The sequence below is a fragment of the Arthrobacter sp. H14 genome (assembly GCF_000520495.1).
Taxonomy (GTDB): Bacteria; Actinomycetota; Actinomycetes; order Actinomycetales; family Micrococcaceae; genus Arthrobacter_C.
Window position 1 is genome coordinate 50,444 of sequence record NZ_KI914647.1, and the last position, 18,803, is coordinate 69,246.

Annotated in this window: 16 protein-coding genes and 1 pseudogene; 7 read left to right on the forward strand and 10 right to left on the reverse strand. The window is 62.6% G+C overall.

Annotated features, from left to right (window positions below):
* Both Y707_RS24780 and Y707_RS0109395 read left to right on the forward strand, forming a co-directional pair.
* Positions 1-1,434 (forward strand): phospho-sugar mutase (locus Y707_RS24780; RefSeq protein WP_035781000.1); only part of this gene is annotated, 1,434 nt, incomplete at its 5' end.
* A 147-nt stretch (positions 1,435-1,581) separates the two neighbouring features.
* Positions 1,582-1,815: a hypothetical protein gene (locus Y707_RS0109395; RefSeq protein ID WP_026534891.1), complete on the forward strand. Its 234-nt coding sequence runs from the start codon at positions 1,582-1,584 to the stop codon at positions 1,813-1,815.
* A 180-nt stretch (positions 1,816-1,995) separates the two neighbouring features.
* Here Y707_RS0109395 and Y707_RS0109400 read toward each other — a convergent pair whose 3' ends face one another.
* The 4 genes and pseudogenes from Y707_RS0109400 to mfd all read right to left on the reverse strand — a co-directional run bounded on the left by Y707_RS0109400 (position 1,996) and on the right by mfd (position 9,124).
* On the reverse strand, positions 1,996-2,865 hold the full coding sequence (locus Y707_RS0109400) for an aldehyde dehydrogenase family protein (protein ID WP_026534892.1): 870 nt from the start codon (positions 2,863-2,865) through the stop codon (positions 1,996-1,998).
* On the reverse strand, positions 2,862-4,328 hold the full coding sequence (locus tag Y707_RS0109405) for an aldehyde dehydrogenase family protein (protein WP_035781002.1): 1,467 nt from the start codon (positions 4,326-4,328) through the stop codon (positions 2,862-2,864). Before Y707_RS0109405 ends, Y707_RS0109400 begins: the two co-directional genes overlap by 4 nt.
* A 14-nt stretch (positions 4,329-4,342) precedes the next feature.
* The gene (gene deoC, locus Y707_RS0109410) at positions 4,343-5,371 is read right to left on the reverse strand and encodes a deoxyribose-phosphate aldolase (RefSeq protein WP_026534894.1); all 1,029 of its coding nucleotides are present in this window, start codon (positions 5,369-5,371) and stop codon (positions 4,343-4,345) included.
* 130 nt (positions 5,372-5,501) lie between these two features.
* A pseudogene (gene mfd / locus Y707_RS24785) lies at positions 5,502-9,124 on the reverse strand (transcription-repair coupling factor).
* 228 nt (positions 9,125-9,352) lie between these two features.
* Here mfd and Y707_RS0109420 point away from each other — a divergent pair.
* From Y707_RS0109420 to Y707_RS24790, 4 genes are all read left to right on the forward strand, one after another.
* A complete protein-coding gene (locus tag Y707_RS0109420; RefSeq protein WP_026534895.1) occupies positions 9,353-9,850 on the forward strand; it encodes a DUF2505 domain-containing protein in 498 nt (165 codons plus the stop codon).
* A 15-nt stretch (positions 9,851-9,865) separates the two neighbouring features.
* Positions 9,866-10,087 (forward strand): SCO4848 family membrane protein, encoded by a 222-nt coding sequence (locus tag Y707_RS0109425; protein ID WP_026534896.1) that lies wholly within the window; start codon positions 9,866-9,868, stop codon positions 10,085-10,087.
* A gap of 141 nt (positions 10,088-10,228) precedes the next feature.
* Positions 10,229-11,560, forward strand: a complete 1,332-nt coding sequence (nhaA, locus tag Y707_RS0109430; RefSeq protein ID WP_026534897.1) for a Na+/H+ antiporter NhaA — start codon at positions 10,229-10,231, stop codon at positions 11,558-11,560.
* Positions 11,561-11,716: 156 nt separating this feature from the next.
* A complete protein-coding gene (locus Y707_RS24790) occupies positions 11,717-12,103 on the forward strand; it encodes a hypothetical protein (protein ID WP_051441836.1) in 387 nt (128 codons plus the stop codon).
* Here Y707_RS24790 and Y707_RS0109440 read toward each other — a convergent pair.
* The gene (locus Y707_RS0109440; RefSeq protein ID WP_051441837.1) at positions 12,076-12,987 is read right to left on the reverse strand and encodes a response regulator transcription factor; all 912 of its coding nucleotides are present in this window, start codon (positions 12,985-12,987) and stop codon (positions 12,076-12,078) included. The two genes, Y707_RS24790 and Y707_RS0109440, sit on opposite strands and share 28 nt — an antisense overlap.
* A 55-nt stretch (positions 12,988-13,042) precedes the next feature.
* Positions 13,043-13,507 (reverse strand): hypothetical protein, encoded by a 465-nt coding sequence (locus Y707_RS32740; RefSeq protein ID WP_253905120.1) that lies wholly within the window; start codon positions 13,505-13,507, stop codon positions 13,043-13,045.
* Positions 13,508-13,598: 91 nt separating this feature from the next.
* Here Y707_RS32740 and Y707_RS24795 point away from each other — a divergent pair, with 91 nt between their 5' ends.
* Entirely contained in the window at positions 13,599-14,792 is a 1,194-nt protein-coding gene (locus Y707_RS24795) for a sensor histidine kinase (RefSeq protein ID WP_253905121.1), read from the forward strand.
* Positions 14,793-14,817: 25 nt separating this feature from the next.
* On the opposite strand, the gene sufU is transcribed toward Y707_RS24795, so the two are convergent.
* The 4 genes from sufU to Y707_RS0109465 form a co-directional block, all read right to left on the reverse strand.
* The gene (sufU, locus tag Y707_RS0109450; RefSeq protein WP_026534899.1) at positions 14,818-15,270 is read right to left on the reverse strand and encodes a Fe-S cluster assembly sulfur transfer protein SufU; all 453 of its coding nucleotides are present in this window, start codon (positions 15,268-15,270) and stop codon (positions 14,818-14,820) included.
* Positions 15,270-16,586 (reverse strand): aminotransferase class V-fold PLP-dependent enzyme, encoded by a 1,317-nt coding sequence (locus tag Y707_RS0109455; RefSeq protein WP_026534900.1) that lies wholly within the window; start codon positions 16,584-16,586, stop codon positions 15,270-15,272. The genes sufU and Y707_RS0109455 overlap by 1 nt, the downstream gene beginning before the upstream one ends.
* Positions 16,587-17,267: 681 nt before the next feature.
* The gene (gene pth / locus Y707_RS0109460) at positions 17,268-17,852 is read right to left on the reverse strand and encodes an aminoacyl-tRNA hydrolase (RefSeq protein WP_026534901.1); all 585 of its coding nucleotides are present in this window, start codon (positions 17,850-17,852) and stop codon (positions 17,268-17,270) included.
* Between the two features lie 10 nt (positions 17,853-17,862).
* Complete coding sequence (locus Y707_RS0109465) at positions 17,863-18,501, reverse strand: 50S ribosomal protein L25/general stress protein Ctc (RefSeq protein WP_026534902.1); 639 nt, start codon at positions 18,499-18,501, stop codon at positions 17,863-17,865.
* Positions 18,502-18,803 lie beyond the last annotated feature (302 nt).

Below are 18,803 nucleotides of genomic sequence, written 5' to 3' on the forward strand. Positions count from 1 at the left end.
CGGGCCGTCGTCGGCTTCGATGCCCGCCATAATTCGGATGTCTTTGCCCGGGAGACCGCGGCCATTTTCACTGCCGCCGGCATTGAAACATTCCTGCTGCCCTCGACCCTGCCGACGCCGGTGCTGGCCTACGCCGTCCGGTCACTGGACTGCGAATGCGGAATTATGGTGACCGCCAGCCACAATCCCCCGCGGGACAACGGATACAAGGTCTACCTTGGTGGACGTGCCGCCGACGGCGCGGGCCGCGGAGCCCAGATCGTCGCGCCATACGATACTGAAATCGCGGCGCAAATCAATGCCGTTTCCGCGTCCTCCGGAACGATTCCATTGGCCGACGGCGGCTGGACCACCTTGGATCCGGGTATCGAGGATGACTATGTAAATGCCGTCACGTCCCTGGCCATGCCGGATCGGTATCCCGCCCGTGATTTGAAAGTCGTCCTGACTCCCCTGCACGGCGTCGGCGGACCGACGGCCACCAAGGTGCTCTCGGCCGCTGGCTTTAACGATGTCACCCCGGTGGCTGAGCAGGCCGAACCACACCCCGACTTTCCGACCGTCAGTTTCCCTAATCCGGAAGAAGCCGGCGCGCTGGACCTTGCCTTCGAGACGGCCGCGGACGTGGGTGCCGACATCGTGATTGCCAACGATCCCGACGCCGACCGCGCAGCCGTTGCCGCCGTCGACCCCGACACCGGACAGTGGCGGATGCTGCGCGGCGACGAGGTGGGCGCCCTGCTCGGAGCGCACATGGTGGCACGGATGACGGACGACGGCGTCAGCCAGCCGGGTGCGGTGTTCGCCAACTCCATTGTTTCCTCCCGGATGCTGGGCAAGATCGCCGCGGCGGCGGGATTTCAGCATGCCGAGACACTGACAGGGTTCAAATGGATCTCGCGGGTGCCGGAGCTCGCCTTCGGTTACGAAGAGGCGCTCGGATACTGTGTCGCGCCCTCGCTGGTCCGGGACAAGGACGGCATCTCGGCTGCCTTGCTGATCGCCGAACTCGCTGCGGATTTGAAGGCAGCGGGTAAGACACTCTTTGACAGCCTGGATGAGCTCGCGCTGTATCACGGGCTGCATCTCACCGACCAGTTTTCGGTGCGCGTGGGCAATCTCGGCCTCCTCGACGCGATGATGAACCGGCTGCGTGAACACCCGCCGGAGTCTTTTGGCGGATCGCCGCTGGATAATGACGTCGACCTGTCAATGGGCAGCGAAACGCTTCCGCCAACGGACGGCCTGCTGTACATCACCCGTGACGACACGCGCGTGATCGTCCGTCCCAGCGGCACCGAACCGAAGCTCAAGTGCTATCTGGAGATCATTGTTCCGGTCGACGCGGGTGCAGACCTGCCGGAAACCAGGGCGCAGGCCCGCGAAACATTGGACGCTGTGCTCGGGGACGTCCGTGAAGCACTGGGGCTCTGACAGCTGACACATCCGGCGGGTCGGGCCGCGCGGCTGAATCCGGTCTGCCAAGCGACTAAACTGGTTCTGAACCGTCAAGTACCGCACTCACAAGCGTGAATTACCGTGAACTGTCCCGCTACGGCGGGCATAACCGCAGGAGAAACAATGCAGCGCCCCAACTCCCATGCCACCCATTCGGGTGAAGGACATCTTGTCTCGAACGTGATCATCTTCACCGTCCTGATGGTGCTGTTCCTCGGGGCCCTGTACGCCTTCTCGTTCTGGAGCCTGGACAATGTCTTTGTGCCCGGAATCATCGGCATGGTCTTGTTCGCGCTGTCCTTCTGGATCCCGAAGCAGATCATGGGAAGCATGGAGAAGCGGACGCGCGAGAAGTAAAAGCGCGCTCCACGGCGCACTAAGTGCTCGACAGCACTGCATGAAAAGAGGGCCCCGGCCGCGGAAAGATCCGCTCGCCGGGGCCCTCTTGCCGCCGAAAGCGGTCCTGACCCGCCAAAACGGTGGTGCTCAGCACCGATCTGGCGGCCAAGCCCCGTTTTCGCTGGGCAGTGCCTGGACTTAGAGCAGACCCTTGGTGTGCCAAACGGTTTTCGTCTCCGTGAAGAACGTGATCCGGTCAATGGACGGCGCTCCGGCGTCAGCCCCCGACTCCGGCGGCAACACCCGCTTGAGCGTTTCGGCGGCGGCTATCTGGAGGTCGATCCAGTCGAGATCTCCGGCGCCCAGCAGGTCGAGGGCGTTGACGTCGGCATGACTGGCCAGCCAAGGCGCGATCTCGGCAGGTGAACCGCTGAGAATGTTCACCACCCCGGCTGGGACATCGCTCGTCGCCAGAACTTCGGCCAGGCTCAAGGCTGCCAGCGGTGTCCGCTCATTCGCAACGACCACGACCGTGTTGCCGCTCACCAGCACCGGCGCGACAGCACGGACGAAGCCGAGCAGGGAACCGGAATCCTGCGGGGCAATGACGGCGACGAGGCCGGTGGGTTCCGGCGTGGAGAGGTTGAAGTACGGGCCGGACACCGGATTGCCGTTGCCCGCCACCTGGACGTACTTGTCCGCCCAGCCGGCGTACCAGACCCACAGGTCGATGGCTTCGTCGACCTGGGCGGCAGCCGCCGTCGTCGAAACTCCTTCTGACTGGACGATCTCATCAATAAACTGCGGCCGCCGCCCGTCCAGCAGTTCGGCAATACGGTAAAGGATTTGGCCACGGTTATAGCCGGTGGCTCCGGACCAGCCATTCACGGCAGCGCGGGCGGCGACGACGGCGTCACGGGCATCCTTGCGTGATGCCTTGGCCGCATTGGCCATGAAGCTTCCCTTCCTGGTGGTTACTTCGTAGACCCGTCCTGATTCACTTCGGGCGAATTTGCCGCCGATGTAGAGTTTGTACGTTTTCGGGACGGTCAGCCGTGCCTGGCTCATTTCCTGCCTCCTTTGGCAGCGGTGCGGTAAGCGGGCGCCAGGTAGGCGGCCAGCCCATGCCTGCCGCCTTCCCTGCCGTAACCGGACTCCTTGTAACCACCGAACGGCGAGGCTGGATCGAACTTATTGAATGTGTTGGCCCAGATGACGCCGGCACGCAGCTTGTCGGCCACCGCCAGTACCCGGCTGCCCTTGTCGGACCAGATTCCCGCAGAGAGCCCGTACGGAGTGTTGTTGGCTTTAGCGATGGCTTCAGCCGGAGTGCGGAAGGTCAGCACGGACAGCACCGGGCCGAAGATTTCGTCCCGCGCGATCCGGTGGCTGGTGGAAACGTTGGTGAAGATGGTCGGCGGGAACCAGAACCCCTCCGACGGCAGCACGCAGTCGGCGCTCCACCGGTCCGCCCCCTCCTGCTCGCCGATGTCGGACAGTTCGCGCATCCGCCCCAGCTGTGAAGCGGAGTTGATGGCCCCGATATCCGTGTTCTTGTCGAGCGGATCCCCGATCCGGAGTGTGGACAGCCGCGCCTTGAGCCGGTCAACGACCTCATCGTGGACCGATTCCTGCACCAACAGCCGGGAGCCGGCGCAGCAGACCTGGCCCTGATTGAAGAAGATGCCGTTGACGATACCTTCGATGGCCTGATCGATCGGCGCGTCGTCGAACACGATATTCGCGCCCTTGCCGCCCAACTCCAGGGTCAGCTTCTTGGCCGTACCAGCCGTCGAGCGGGCAATCTGCCGGCCCACCGCCGTCGAACCAGTGAAGGCCACTTTGTTGACGTCCGGGTGATTGACCAGGTCCGACCCTGTCTCGCCGGCACCGGTGATGATGTTGACAACGCCGTCGGGCAGGTCTGCCTGCTGCAGGATCTCGGCGAACAGCAGCGCCGTCAATGGAGTGGTTTCGGCGGGCTTCAGGACCACCGTATTTCCCGCGGCGAGTGCCGGCGCGATCTTCCAGGCCAGCATCAGCAGCGGGAAGTTCCACGGAATAACCTGAGCGGCAACACCGAGCGAACGCGGGTCCGGACCAAGGCCGGCGTAGTCCAGCTTGTCCGCCCAGCCCGCGTAGTAGAAGAACCACGCGGCCACCATCGGGATATCGACGTCGCGGCTTTCCTTGATCGGTTTGCCGTTATCGAGGCTCTCCGCGACGGCCAGCTCGCGCGAGCGCTCCTGGACCAGCCGGGCAATGCGGAACAGATACTTGCCGCGGTCCGCTCCGGAGAGCTTCGACCAGGTCCGCTCGTAGGCTTTACGAGCGGCGGCGACGGCGGAATCCACGTCCTTTTCGTCGGCGCAGGAGATCGTGGAAATCTGCTTCTCCGTGGCGGGGGAAATCGTCTTGAACGATTCGCCGTTGCCTGGACGGAATTCACCATTAATGAACAGGCCGTACTCGCTCTTGAGATTCAGAATCGCAGTCGATTCCGGAGCAGGGGCGTAATCAAGGAATGTCATCTTGGGAAAGTCCTTCAGTCGATCGTGACGTAAGAGGAGCCGGAGTAGTGTCCGCTGGCCAATTTCTGCCGCTGCAGGATGACGTCGTTGAGCAGGCTCGAGGCTCCGAAGCGGAACAAATCCGGCTGCAGCCATTCCTCGCCAACGGTTTCGGCTACTGTCACGAGGTATTTGATGGCGGCCTTCGAGGTGCGGATGCCGCCGGCCGGCTTGACGCCGATCTTTTCACCAGTCAGGCGGTGCCAGTCGCGGACGACTTCAAGCATGGAAAGCGTTACCGGGAGCGTGGCTGCAGGAGCGACCTTCCCGGTGGAGGTCTTGATGAAGTCGCCACCGGCCAGGATGGCCAGCCACGATGCCCGCCGGACGTTGTCGTAGGTGTTCAGCTCACCTGTCTCCAGGATGACCTTCAGGTGGGCGTAGGTGCCGTCGTCGCGCCGGCAGGCCTCCTTGACGGCTACAATTTCGTCGAAGACTTCCCCGTAGCGGCCGGACAGGAAAGCCCCGCGGTCGATAACCATGTCGATTTCGTCCGCACCGGCGGCGACGGCCTCCGCGGTATCGGCCAGCTTGACGGCGCGGGATGCGCGGCCGCTTGGGAAGGCGGTCGCCACCGCGGCGATGTTGATACCCCCGCTGCCGGCCGTCGTCGAGCCTGCATGGGCGCCACCCAGCGCTTGCAGGGCGTAGGGAACCATGTCGCCGTAGACGCATACGGCGGCGACCTGCGGCGTCGACAAATCATCCGGATCAGGGACCCGCGCCTTGGCCACCAGCGAGCGCACCTTCCCTGGCGTATCCGCACCTTCCAGGGTGGTCAGGTCGGTCAGCGCAATAATCCTGTCCAGCGCCCAGGCCTTGGAGGTGGTTTTGATCGATCTGGTTCCCAAAGCTTCCGCGCGCGCTTCCAGTCCGACGGCGTCAACCCCGGCGATGCCCTCAAGGTACCGCCGCAGGCTCCGCTCGGTGAGGTCTGCGCCGATCACGTCAAGCGCTCTGGCTGCTGGCGCGATGCTTGTGCCACCGGCCGCCGAAATGTCCATCGTCACGTATTCTCCATGCCTCTCACAGTGGCGTCATTGCTTCTGTTCCCGACTACCAATCCTACCCCGGGTGTTCTACGCCACCATCGCCCGCTTGCACCAACGACTTGAAGGTCGAGGCACCCGGTTGTCAGCTGCGGAAGATGGTTTCGACCACCGTGTTGACCCAATCCAGCACCTCTGCGTCCACCAGGTCGCGGCCGGCCACCCGGGCGGTCTTCGGCTTGGGGATCAGCACCGCATCCAGCGCAGGTTTCACCATCGCTCCCGGATACATCCGCTGCAGCCGCATCGTTTTCGACTCCGGCAAATCCGCCGGCGCGAACTTGATGAAGTTGCCTTGCAGCGCGACGTCGGTCAGCCCCACTTCGCGCGCTGCCACCCGGAAGCGGGAAACGGCGAGCAGGTTGAGCACCGGCTGCGGCAGTTCCCCATACCGGTCCTCGAGCTCGGCGCGCACCTCGTCGATGCCTTCGTGGGTGTTGGCGGCGGCCAGTTTCCGGTAGGCTTCCAGGCGCAGCCGCTCCCCCGGCACATAATCGTGCGGCAGGTGGGCGCTGACGGGCAGCTCGATCTTCATCTCCTTGACCTGCTCCTCCGTCTCCCCGCGGTAATCGGCCACGGCCTCGCCCACCAGGCGGATGTACAGGTCGAACCCGACGCCGGCGATGTGCCCGGACTGCTCGCCGCCCAGGAGGTTGCCCGCCCCGCGGATTTCAAGGTCCTTCATCGCCAGCTGCATACCGGCCCCGAGCTCATTGTTGGCGGCCACGGCCTTCAGCCGCTCCAACGCCACCTCGCCCAACGGTTTATCGAACGGGTAGAGGAAGTAGGCATAGGCGCGTTCACGTCCACGCCCCACACGCCCACGCAACTGGTGCAGCTGCGACAGCCCGTAGTTGTCCGCCCGGTCCACGATCAGCGTGTTCGCGTTGGAAATATCAAGCCCGGTTTCGATGATGGTGGTACACACGAGCACGTCGAACTTCTTCTCCCAGAAGTCGACGATGATCTGCTCCAGTTTGGACTCACTCATCTGCCCGTGCGCCACCGCCACCCGCGCCTCCGGCACCAGTTGCTGGATGTGCGCGGCCGTCCGGTCAATGGTCGAAACCCGGTTGTGCACGAAGAAGATCTGGCCCTCGCGCATCAGCTCCCGGCGGATCGCGGCCGACGCCTGCTTGTCCGTGTACGGTCCGACGTAGGTCAGAACCGGATGCCGTTCCTCGGGCGGCGTCGCCAGCGTGGACATCTCGCGGATTCCCGTTACCGCCATTTCCAGGGTGCGGGGAATCGGCGTCGCACTCATCGCCAGCACATCGACGTTGGTGCGCAGCTTCTTCAACTGCTCCTTGTGTTCGACGCCGAAACGCTGCTCCTCATCGACAATCACCAGCCCCAGATCCTTGAACTCGAAGTCCTTGGACAGCAGCCGGTGGGTGCCGATGACGACGTCGACGCTTCCGTTCTTCGCGCCGGCCGCCGTTTCCTTGGCCTCCTTGGACGTCTGGAACCGCGAGAGCGGCTGGACACGGACCGGAAAGCCGGAGAACCGCTCGGAAAATGTGTCGTGGTGCTGCTGCACCAGCAACGTCGTCGGCACCAGCACGGCCACCTGCTTGCCATCCTGGACAGCCTTGAAAGCGGCACGCACGGCGATCTCGGTCTTGCCATAGCCGACATCGCCGGAGACCAGCCGGTCCATCGGGATTTCCCGCTCCATATCGGCCTTGACCTCATTGATCGTGGTCAGCTGGTCCGGCGTCTCGATATATGGGAACGCCTCCTCGAGCTCGCGCTGCCAGGGCGTGTCCGGGCCGTAGGCGTAGCCGCGCGATGCCATCCGGGCCGAGTACAGCCGGATCAGTTCGCCGGCAATTTCCTTGACGGCCTTGCGCGCCTGCCCCTTGGTCTTCGCCCAGTCCGCGCCGCCCATCTTCGACAGCGCCGGCGAATCACCGCCAACATAACGGGTGACCTGGTCCAGCTGGTCGGTCGGGACGAACAGCCGGTCCCCCGGCGCACCGCGCTTGGACGGCGCGTATTCCAGCACCAGGTACTCGCGGACCGTCTTCGTGCCGCCGCCGGCCGCCGTCGCCCGCTGGATCAGTTCAATGAACCTGCCGACGCCATGCTGCTCGTGCACAACGTGGTCGCCGGCCTGCAGCTGGAGGGGGTCGACGGCGTTGCGCCGTTTGGAGGGCATCCGCCGCATGTCTTTGGTTGAGTAGGCGCTGCTGCGTCCCAGCAGGTCCGCCTCGGTCAGCAGCCCCAGCTTCAAGCCGTCGAAGACGAAGCCGCGCCCGGCAGTCGCCGTCGTAATTTCGATGATGCCCGGCTGCGGGGACTTCTCCAGCGAATCCACCCGGGCGGCGGGAATCTGCGCGTCATGGAACAACTCCGCCAGCCGCTGTGCCGGTCCCGGACCGTCAGTCGCGGCAACCACGCGCCACTGGTCCCGCACCCGCGAACCGATGAAGTCCATCATCTCCGCCACCTCGCCCTGGTAACCACGCGGTTCCCGGGCATTGATGCTGAGCGTGTCGATATCCAGCTCGAGCTCGTCATCCTGGTTGAAGGACGTAATCGACCACCACCCCATGGAGCGTTCGAGGGAGGTGGAACGGGTCTGCGCCAGGGTGCGGAAGCTGGCCGCCTCAAGATCGATGCCAAGGTCAATCGGCGCCTGCGCCCCTTCGGAGGCAGTGGACCAGGCGGCTTCCAGGAATTCCTCGTTCGTCGCGTTCAGGTCGTGCGCGCGGGCCCGGACTTTCTCCGGTTCAATCACGACGGCGACAGAGCCGGACGGGAACTGGTCCACCAGCGGGACCATGGCGTCGACCAGGGCCGGGGCGAGTGATTCCATTCCCTCCACAGCAATTCCGCCGGCGATCCGCTCCAGCATCGAGGCGGCCGCCGGCATCTTGTCCTGCAGCTTGGCTGCGCGGGACATCACGGCGGGCGTTATCAGGATCTCGCGGCACGGTGGAGCGTAGAGGTGGACCGGCGGCTCCATTCCGTCCGAACCGTGTTTCGGGGCAGGAATCGACCGCTGGTCTGCCACTGCGAACCACCGCATCGATTCGACCTCATCGCCGAAGAATTCGATGCGGATCGGATGGTCTTCGGTCGGCGGGAAAATGTCAAGAATGCCGCCGCGGACGGCAAATTCCCCGCGGCGGGTGACCATGTCCACNCGTACGCGGCCGCGGCGAGCTGCTCCACCAGGTCGGCAAAGCCGATCTCATCACCGGTTGACAGCGACACCGGCTGCAGATCCCCGAGCCCCTCGACCAGCGGCTGGACGACGGCGCGAACGGGCGCCACGACGACCTGCAGCGGATCTCCCTGCGGGTGCTTCAACCGGCGCAGCACCGAGAGCCGGCGGCCGACCGTGTCCGACCGCGGTGAAAGCCGTTCGTGCGGCAGCGTCTCCCAACTCGGAAACTCCTCCACGGCTGTGACCGGCAGGTAGCCACGCAGCGCCGCAGCAAGGTCTTCGGCCTCCCTGCCGGTGGCAGTTACCGCCAGTACGACGCCGGCGGCCCCCTCGCTGCCGGCTGAACCGCCGTCGTCGTTCTGTTCCTGGCGCAGTCCTTCGACGATCTCTGCCAGCAGGGCAGCCCGCAGTCCGGCCGGAGCGCCAATCTGCAGATCGGCACTGCGGATTCCGGGCGCCTTGAGCGCCTCTTCCCGCACCTTTGAGAATGAGGCGTCCTCCGCCAGCGCGGCCCGCAATCCATTTAGAGTCATCGTTCGTGAATCCTTCACCATCGTCGGCCACCGCGGGCATGAAACATGTAGGCTGGCTGCGGCCGGAGCACAGCACAAATACCCGAGGATCACGATGAACCCCGGGGCAACGCTTCAAGCCTACGCCTGCGCGCTGAAACAGGAAAAGCTAGGATAATACCGAACATCTTCGCCGGAGCTCTGCCCCCGGGCAGCAACCGGCACCGGAACCATACCCGTGGAGGAATTATGGCGCTCAGCGCTTCAACCAACCTGCCTGCCAACCCGCAGCGCGTTACCGAAGTCTTCACCAACGAGGACTTTGTCCGCCACATCAGCGAAAAGGTGGGCGGTACGCTCGAATCCCTGAAGATCGATGGCGCCATCACCGGCCCCTTCAAGCTCACCGCCGTGCGCACTCTTCCCGCGAACCGGCTCCCGGACTTTGCGAAGAAATTTATTGGCCAGAAACTGACCGTGACCCAGACGGAACAGTGGGAAGCGCCGGCAGCCGATGGCTCACGTCGCGCGAACGTCAAACTAAAGGTCTCCGGGGCGCCTGTCGACGCCTCTGCTATCCAGCGCCTGGTTCCGACTGCGGAGGGCACGCGTGTTGAGTTGGAAGGCGATGTGAAGTCTTCCATTCCGTTCCTCGGCAGCAAGATCGCCGCCGCAGCGGAACCCATGGTGGGTAAAGCGCTCAACATCCAGGCCAAGGAAGCCCGTACCTGGCTCCAAGAGCACTAGACCGGAGACTGCTGCATGACAATGCCACTATCGCTCGCCCTGGTGCTCATCCTCGCCGGTGTCTGGACGCTCATTGTCTGGCCGCCCTTTCTGCGCCGCATCCTCAAGGACCCGCGCGCCCGGGACGGGGAAGGACGACGCACCCGCTTCATGACGGTGCATCTGATGCTGATCTCGACCTCCATGATTCTTGGTCTGGCCACCGCGGTAATCGGAGTCCGCGCCGCCGTCGGCTAGAACGTCCCGTTACCGCGGACCGCCGCCTTCATGCAAATTCGAGGAGGTGACCGGCGCCACGTAGAATGAGCGCCAGGAGAGCCGGGAAGTCTGGTCGGCATGGACTTCAGCCTGACCAAGTATATTTCGAGGAGACCCGCAATGGCCCACCAGACACCTGACGACCACGGCCCACGGCAGGTGTTGTCACGGTCCAGCTACTCTGAAAGCGTCCGCATCTCCGAGATCCTCCGCAAGGAGACGGTCGGTGGTGCGTTGCTGCTCATCGCGGCCGTGGCGGCCCTGATCTGGGCGAACTCCCCGGCCAGCGACAGTTACTTCGCACTGCGCGACTTCACCTTTGGACCGGAGTCGCTGCACCTCAACCTTTCGGTGGGCGCCTGGGCCGCGGACGGTCTGCTGGCGGTGTTCTTCTTCCTGGCCGGTCTGGAACTGAAGCGCGAATTCGTTGCCGGGGACTTGAGGCGTTTCAACAAGGCAATCGTTCCCGTGACGGCTGCCTTCGGCGGTGTTGCTGTACCAGCCATTATCTACACCGTCATTAACCTCAATGCTGGTGCGGAAGCGCTCCGCGGCTGGGCCATTCCGACGGCGACGGATATCGCCTTCGCCGTCGCAGTGCTTGCTGTGATCAGCACCCATCTGCCTTCGGCGCTGCGCTTGTTCCTGCTGACCCTGGCGGTTGTAGATGACTTGATCGCCATCGCCATCATCGCCTTCTTCTACACAGATGACCTTGCCCCGCAGTTCCTCGCCCTGTCGCTGCTGCCGATGGCATTGTTCGCATACCTCGTCCAGAAGCGCATCCGCAGCTGGTACTTCCTGATGCCGTTGGCAATCGCCACCTGGGCGCTCTTCCACGCTTCGGGAATCCATGCCACCGTCGCCGGCGTGCTGCTGGGCTTCACCGTTCCGGTGTTGCGCGCCGACCGTAATCTCCGGCCTGATGCGGGGCCGGGGCTCGCGGAATATCTGGAACACCGTTTCCGCCCCTTCTCCGCCGGTGTTGCTGTGCCGGTCTTCGCCTTCTTCTCTGCCGGCGTCGCCGTCGGCGGTTGGGATGGCATCACCGGAGCCCTGACGGATTCGATTACGTACGGAATCATCATTGCCCTGTTTGTCGGCAAGACCATTGGAATTATGGGCTCAACCTGGATTGTCACCAAGACGACAAGAGCTGTTCTGGACAAGTCGTATAAATGGGTTGACGTCCTCGGAATATCCATGCTGGCCGGGGTCGGATTCACAGTGTCTCTGCTCGTCGCCAAACTCAGTTTCGACGTCGGAACCCTCGCCAATGACCATGCAAAAGTAGGCATCCTTGCCGGGTCGCTGCTGTCTGCCTTGCTGGCCACCGTGCTGTTGAAGGCACGCGACCGGCAGTACAAGCGCATCCGTATCGAAGAGACGAGGGATACCGATAAGGACGGAATCCCTGATGTGTATGAGGACAACGGAACCGGCAACGGCTAGCTCCCACGAATACGAAAGATTTCCTCAGGATTTGGCACCGTCCCGGAAAAAACGCCAGTAGGACAGGTATTCTGTAACCACCTTATTGGCCCGCCATCGAGGAGCGGTCTTGAATATCCACCGGCTATTTCCCAGCACCGGACGAATGGCAAGCTCATGAGCCTCGACCATGCCGGATCGTTGCCGCTCGTCGCGGAGAAGGTGCTCCACGGACTGCAACGCGATTTAGGCGACGAAGGCCGCCCCGGCCTGTCGTTTATCGAGTCCTTCATGAGCATGTGGCCGGTCCGCTACAAGCGCTTGAGCGAAGCCGTCCGGGCGCGCCATGAGGTTGCCTCCATGGATGCAGTGCTCAGTCTTCGGACATCCAGCAAGATGCTTGGCGCCGAACGCCTGGCTGCCTTGGCCGATGAGCTCGAAGGCGAACTACGCCGGGGAAATCACGCAATCGCCACCGACATACTCGTCGATATCCGGATCTGTGGTGAAGCGACGATGGAATTGCTTGAAACCCACTACCCGGCGGCAGGAGCCAGGCAGTAGCCGACGCCGCGCACGGTCTTCAGCCACCGCGGCGACCGCGAATTGTCACCGAGCTTCCGCCGCAGATTGCCGATGTGCACCTCGATGGCACGCTCATCCGCGTCGCTGATATAGCTTCCAGTATCGTAGTCATCAGCCCGGAGCCAGCGGACTAAATCAGCTTTGGTCCTGACCGTTTGGCCGCTCTCGAGCAGCGCGTGCAGGAGGTCGAACTCCGTCCGGGTCAGTTCCAGTTCCTCATCCTCGACCCGGGCCACCCGTGTCCGGGGAGCAAGCATCAGCCCATTGTGCTCAATACATTCAGTATCCACAGCCGCCCCGGCAGCCCTCCCACCCTGGAGACCACCGGTCCCGCCGCCGTCGTTATGCCTGGCCATACCGGTGGAAACCGCTGCCTGTGCCGATGATCCGCCTGGCGCGGCAGGGACAAGCGTGTTCTGGCCGGTTTCCGGAGCGGGTACGGTTGGGACCCCGCCTGTGGAGATGTGCGGGCGGCGCATCATGGCAGCCACGCGGGCCCGCAGCTCGCGCGGGCGGAAAGGCTTGGTGAGGTAGTCATCCGCGCCGGATTCGAGTCCCATGAGGGTATCCAGTTCTTCCGCCCGGGCGGTGAGCATCACGATGTAGCTGTCGCTGAACAACCGTATCTGCCGTGCGACTTCATACCCATCGATATCGGGCAGGCCAAGGTCAAGCGTGATGATGGCCGGAGCGTATTTTTTGACCGCTTCGACGCCGGCCGTGCCGTTGGTGGCTGAGAAAACCTCAAAGCCACCCTGCTGCAGAACCACTTCAATCAGTTCGCGAATATCTTTATCGTCTTCGATGACGACAGCAACACGAGTCCTATCCAACGTTTGCTCCCCCAATTCCGTCGAGACCATTCCGGTTCCCAATAGAAGAGACTCTCTTTTGGCAGTATATCGTGATATGTGTTATTCACGTCATCCTGTGCGGTGAAATTTGTTTGACGCTTGCCTGGCTTATGGGGGCATTGATGAGCGCGAGGAGGAGTAATCCCCGATGACATTCAAAAGTGCCTTGTCGCCGCTGACGTTCCAAACCTATTTCCACCGACTCAGCCTTCGGCAGCGGGTTGTTATCAGCCAGTTGCCGCTGGCCGTTTCGATGATCCTGGTCATCGCCGTAGGCCTGTTCCACCACCGGGAAATTTTCCTGGACCGTGCATTCATAGCGGGGTTGATTGTCCACGGCCTGATCCTGCTTGCCTGCACCGAGGTTCCTTGGCAGAAACTGCGCAGGACAGCATCGCTGGCAATTCCGATACTCGATTTCATCGCCATCAGCCTCATTCTCGAGGGCGCCGGCGACGCCCTCAACGGGCTCGCGTTCCTGTTCGTATTTCCCGTCATCTGGCTGGCCTGCGGAAGCCAGGGACTGCACTCAGTGGCCATGCTCAGATTTTTTTGGTCCCTTGGCAGCAGTGTGGATTCCCCCGCTTGTGGAGGGCGCCGGTCCGGGCAGTCTGGGCCGGGTGGTTCTCGTACCATTCATGATGCTCGCCGTGGGTATTACGGTCCGGGTCGTAACCGCCAGCATGAATGGCCAGCAACGCGAATTGGAAGACAAGGAGCGCCTGCTCAACACGATTGTGGAGACCGTCGGTGTTGGCGTGGTGGTGGTGGATAAGGATGGCCATGATGTGCTGATGAACCGGCAACAGCGCAAGAACCACCACGTCGCCATGCCGGAAGATGTGGATGATCCCACCGAAGCCCAGCTGCTGCTCTTCGGCCCCGACAAGGAAACGCCGGTTCCGGTTGGAGAACGGCCGGTTGGCCGCGCCGGCGCCGGTGAGTCTTTTTCCGACTACCTGATGTGGATCGGAAAGGAAGCGGACCGGTGTGCCGTCTCCGCTTCGGCGCGGACCATGACCGATGAAGCCGGCAACTTTGCCGGTTCGGTCATCGCGTTCAGTGACGTCTCGGATCTGGTATCCGCACTGGCGGCCAAGGACGACTTTGTTTCAAACGTCTCCCACGAATTCCGGACCCCATTGACGTCAATCCTCGGTTACCTGGATCTGGCTGTTGAGGACGGGGACCAAATGCCGCTGCCGGTGGTCCACTACCTTGACGTGGCACGGCGCAATACCGAGCGGCTGCTGAGGCTGGTTTCGGATTTGCTGGCCACAACGTCCAATTCCATGACGCTCGACGTCGAGCCAACCGATATAGCCGCCCTGATCGAGAATTGCCTTTCGTCAGCGCAGGTCCGCGCCGAAGACGCTGGCATTCGGCTGATTAATGAAGCGGAGGCGGACGTACGGGCCGAGGTCGATCCGTTACGGATCGGACAGGTCCTGGACAATCTGCTGTCGAACGCCATTAAGTACTCCCCCGGTGGTGGTACTGTCACGGTCCGCGCGTGGACGGCAGGCGGGAAAGTTCTCCTGCGGGTCTCGGATACCGGTATGGGAATGGACCAGGCGGATCAGGCCGGCGTGTTTACCAAGTTCTTCCGGGCGGACAGCGTCCGGAATACCACCATCCCCGGCGTCGGGTTGGGTCTGTTGATTACGAAGACGATTGTGGACCGCCACGGTGGAAGCATCGAATTGGAAAGCTTTCCCGGGGTTGGAACGTCATTCACCTTAACGCTCCCCTGCGAGACGGGTAAGAAGGCCGGGGGCGAGTATGCCACGGCGACCGCACGCCATCCACAATGAGCCTGGTAGTTGACGGCTGCGATGATCAGCGCGAGGCCAGCATGGCTTCCTCGGCGGCGACCCAGGCCAGCATCGCGCACTTGACCCGGGCTGGATAACGGGAAACACCCGAGAAGGCCGCGGCATCGCCGAGAACCTCCTCATCCGCCTCCACGGTGCCGCGTGAGCGCAGAACCTCACGGAAGTTATCGATCAGGCCAAGTAGCTCCGTTTGGCTCAGCCCGTCGCCCACCATATCGGTAAGGACCGACGCGGCCGCCATCGAAATTGAGCAACCATCGCCTTCCCAGCTGACCGCGGCGATGGTATCGCCGTTGCGGATCACTCTGAGGGTGATTTCGTCGCCACAGGTGGGATTGTACTGGTGTGATTGCCCCGCGACAGTTCCCTCGGCCGCCTCTTTAAGTCCTTCGCCATGCCGCGATTTGGAATGGTCGAGGATGATCTGTTGATAAAGCTGTTGCAGCTCTGCGCTCATTACTTCACTCCAAAAAACGGGCGGACGCCGGCCACTGCCTCCAACAAGAAGTCAACGTCGTCTGTGGTGTTGTACAAATAAGTACTGGCGCGGGTTGATGCGGTCAAGCCAAGACGCCGGTGCAGCGGCTGTGCACAATGGTGGCCGACCCGCACGGCTATGCCACGGTCGTCCAGGAACTGGCCTACGTCATGAGCGTGGACGCCGTCGACGTCGAAAGCCGCCAAACCTATCCGCTCAATGCCGGCGGGCGGACCCAGCACGCTGATCCCGTTAATCTGCTGCAGCCCGGACACCAGCCGTTGCCCGAGCTGCGCCTCCCAGTCGGCGACCCTTTCCATCCCGGTTTCCACCAGGTAGTTGACGGCCACGGCCAGGGCGGCGGCCTGCGACACCTGCTGCGTGCCGGCTTCAAACCGGGTTGGCGATGGCAGGTATTCGGCGCCATCCATGGTGACCTTGGTGATCATCGAGCCGCCGGTGAGGAATGGCGGCATGCTGTCCAGCAGCTCCGCCTTGCCGTAAAGCACACCGATCCCCGTAGGCCCAAGCATCTTGTGACCGGAGAAGACCAGAAAGTCGACATCCAGCACTTTCACATCCACCGGCATGTGCGGGACGGACTGGCAGCCGTCCAGGACAACAAGTGCGCCGTGTTTGTGCGCCAATTCCGTGAGCTCCGCTACCGGGGTGATGGACCCGAGCACATTGGAAGCGTGGGTAAAGGAGACAATTTTCGTGGCCGGATTAATGATGGACGCCGCTTCGTCCATCTTGAGTCCGCCGTCGTCGTCCACGGGGATGTAACGCAGCACCGCACCGGTGCGGAAAGCCAGTTCCTGCCACGGAATGAGGTTGGCGTGGTGCTCCAGCTCGGTCACCACAATCTCGTCCCCGGGGTTGAGGGCGAACCGGCGGGCCGGCTCCCCTCCCCGTCCGGCGCTGGCGTTGGAGAAGGAGTAAGTCAGCAGGTTCAAGCCCTCGGTGGCATTTGCGGTCCACACGATTTCGTTGCTGGCGGCCCCGACGAAGCGTGCCACCGTTTCCCGGGCATCCTCATAGACATCCGTGGCCGCCACGGCGAGGGTATGCGCACCACGATGCACAGCCGCGTTGCGCTGCTCGTAGAATTCCTGCTCCGCTTCAATGACGGACAGTGGGTTCTGAGAGGTGGCTCCGGAATCGAGGTAGACCAACTCCCGGTCGTTCACCTGCTGGCTAAGAATGGGAAAGTCGTTACGGATCCGCCGGACTTCCTGATTATCGATGGCCAGGTCGGCAGGCTTGAGCGTTGTGGGGGTTGAAACCACTGACACTGCGGGAACTCCTTGTAACGAGAAACAGTACGGCTGACATTACGGTACGTAAGTCTTTCCTAATTCTCGCACGTCTGGCTACGCCGGCACGCATGCACATTATTGCCGGCCGGTTGAAGATTGATCCAAATAGACAGGTGCAGCGCCGGTCCTGTACCCGGCACTGCACCTGCTCAAACAAGGAGCCGGCGGCGACTGGGGGGTTGCCTCGGTCTCAGGAGGTAACCTCACCGCCGGCTCCGCTTAGGGGTCCACGGACCTGCCGGGATTGATGGTCGACGACGTCGAAGCCCGGTTTTTGAACGGCAGTCCCGCCGTCAAGGGTCTGGAAAGGTGAGCACGGTCGAGGCGGAAGGCTCTGCGCCGCAATACTGGTCCCATTACAGCCGCCCCAACCGATCTGTATGCCACCGGGTGGATCCGGTGCCAGTAGTGGAAGGCTAATTCGCGAACCTTGGATAAACCTTGGGGTTTCTACGTGACTGTGTCCGCCTGGCTGCAGCCGGAAGGGTTCTGGGCATAAAGGAAGGGCCGACGGTGGGATGGGGGTGGCCCAGTCTCAGAGGCCGCCCACCGCCGGCCCCGCTTTGGGAGCCTTAGAGGCTGGTAAGAGCATAAGGGTTTAAGACGTCGTGTGACTAGTCCTGTTATAGAACGTCACATCTATAGACATTTTAGCGCTTATGAGGTAGAGGAATGAAAACGCTGCTGGGCAGTGAGCAGACCTTCGTTGACGAGCATTTCCACGGCATCCGCGCCGTCCTGGATTACCAGCGGCAAATCACCGCGCTCGGATGGGGCAAAGTCCTTGAGTACGTAATCCGCAGCGGCCATCCGCCCGGGCGGCCGGCCCACTCCCACACGTACCCGGAGGTAGTCCTTCGTGCCCAGCGCCTTGCTGATATCCCGCAGGCCATTGTGGCCGCCTTCACCGCCGCCGCGCTTTAGCTTCACGGTGTTGAACGGAATGTCGATCTCATCATGGACAGCGATGACATTCTCGGGACTGATGCCATAGAACTTGACGAGGGCCGACGTCGGTCCCCCGGACAAATTCATGAACGTCAGTGGTTTGGCCAGCACAACTCGAGGCCCGCCGATCTCCAGACGTCCTTCGAGAACAGCGGCATGCGCCTTGTGGGTCTTGAACTTGCCGCCGAGGCGTCCGGCGATTTCATCCACGACCATGTGGCCTACATTGTGCCGGTTATGACTGTAGCCGGGCCCGGGGTTGCCGAGCCCGACTACAAGCCAGGTATCACTCATGCGTCAAACTCTACTCAGATTCCCCGGCGGACTCGGGCTTGGCCTCGCCTTCACCCTCGGCGTTCTCGCCTTCCTCGGTCTCCTCGGCCTCTTCACCTTCACCCAGATCCTGAACGGTCGGTGAAGCAACGTTGACGACGAGGGTATCTTCCTCGGTCAGCAGCGTGACGCCCTTGGGCAGGATGATGTCGGACGCGTGAACGTGGTCGCCGACGTCGTGACCGGTGATGTTGACGTCCAGGTGCGACGGCAGGTGGGTAGCTTCTGCCTCAACGGTGACCGTCGCCGCTTCGAGGTTGATGACAATACCAGGCGTGGCTTCACCGATGATGACAACGCCGACCTCCACGGTGACCTTCTCGCCGCGCTTGACGGCCAGAAGGTCCAGGTGCTCAACGATCTGCCTGACCGGATCGCGCTGAACGTCCTTGGCCAACGTCAGGTGCTCGTCGCCATGGATGTCCAGGCGCAGCAAGGCGTTCGGTGTGCGGACCGCGAGAGTGGTTTCCTTCTCGGGCAGGGCGACGTGGATGACGTCGGCTCCATGGCCGTAGATCACTGCGGGGATTTTCTCCGCACGGCGCAGCCGACGGGCAGCGCCCTTGCCGAACTCGGTGCGAAGGTCTGCGGGAAGCTTCTGCTCAGACATGTAGTTCTCCTGAAACTTTGGAACAAAGCAGCCCGGACAGATCCGGACCACTTAGGTGGTGTTGATCAAGAGGTATTTCAACCGGCTATCTCAACCTGTGGTTTGCCGGCGGGCCGCCATGGGGAGGACCGGCCCTGAGGGGGAAGAGTTCCGCACCTCGTTGAGTGTCCTGCCATGTCGATCACGGAGAACGAATCTCCCTCGCCAAGCATCGCGGACCAGTCTACCAGCCTTGGAAGCAGGGGCGGTTTGGCGGACTGGTGGAGGAGTCACCGGCGGGCCGGGGAACCAGTCAGAGTAGT

Bases quoted from the DNA above. Each gene is read 5' to 3' on its own strand.
- Y707_RS0109395 (WP_026534891.1), top strand. From the start codon at position 1,582: ATGCAGCGCCCCAACTCCCATGCCACCCATTCGGGTGAAGGACATCTT.
- Y707_RS0109400 (WP_026534892.1), bottom strand. From the start codon at position 2,865: ATGAGCCAGGCACGGCTGACCGTCCCGAAAACGTACAAACTCTACATC.
- Y707_RS0109405 (WP_035781002.1), bottom strand. From the start codon at position 4,328: ATGACATTCCTTGATTACGCCCCTGCTCCGGAATCGACTGCGATTCTG.
- deoC (WP_026534894.1), bottom strand. From the start codon at position 5,371: ATGGACATTTCGGCGGCCGGTGGCACAAGCATCGCGCCAGCAGCCAGA.
- Y707_RS0109420 (WP_026534895.1), top strand. From the start codon at position 9,353: ATGGCGCTCAGCGCTTCAACCAACCTGCCTGCCAACCCGCAGCGCGTT.
- Y707_RS0109425 (WP_026534896.1), top strand. From the start codon at position 9,866: ATGACAATGCCACTATCGCTCGCCCTGGTGCTCATCCTCGCCGGTGTC.
- nhaA (WP_026534897.1), top strand. From the start codon at position 10,229: ATGGCCCACCAGACACCTGACGACCACGGCCCACGGCAGGTGTTGTCA.
- Y707_RS24790 (WP_051441836.1), top strand. From the start codon at position 11,717: ATGAGCCTCGACCATGCCGGATCGTTGCCGCTCGTCGCGGAGAAGGTG.
- Y707_RS0109440 (WP_051441837.1), bottom strand. From the start codon at position 12,987: ATGGTCTCGACGGAATTGGGGGAGCAAACGTTGGATAGGACTCGTGTT.
- sufU (WP_026534899.1), bottom strand. From the start codon at position 15,270: ATGAGCGCAGAGCTGCAACAGCTTTATCAACAGATCATCCTCGACCAT.
- pth (WP_026534901.1), bottom strand. From the start codon at position 17,852: ATGAGTGATACCTGGCTTGTAGTCGGGCTCGGCAACCCCGGGCCCGGC.
- Y707_RS0109465 (WP_026534902.1), bottom strand. From the start codon at position 18,501: ATGTCTGAGCAGAAGCTTCCCGCAGACCTTCGCACCGAGTTCGGCAAG.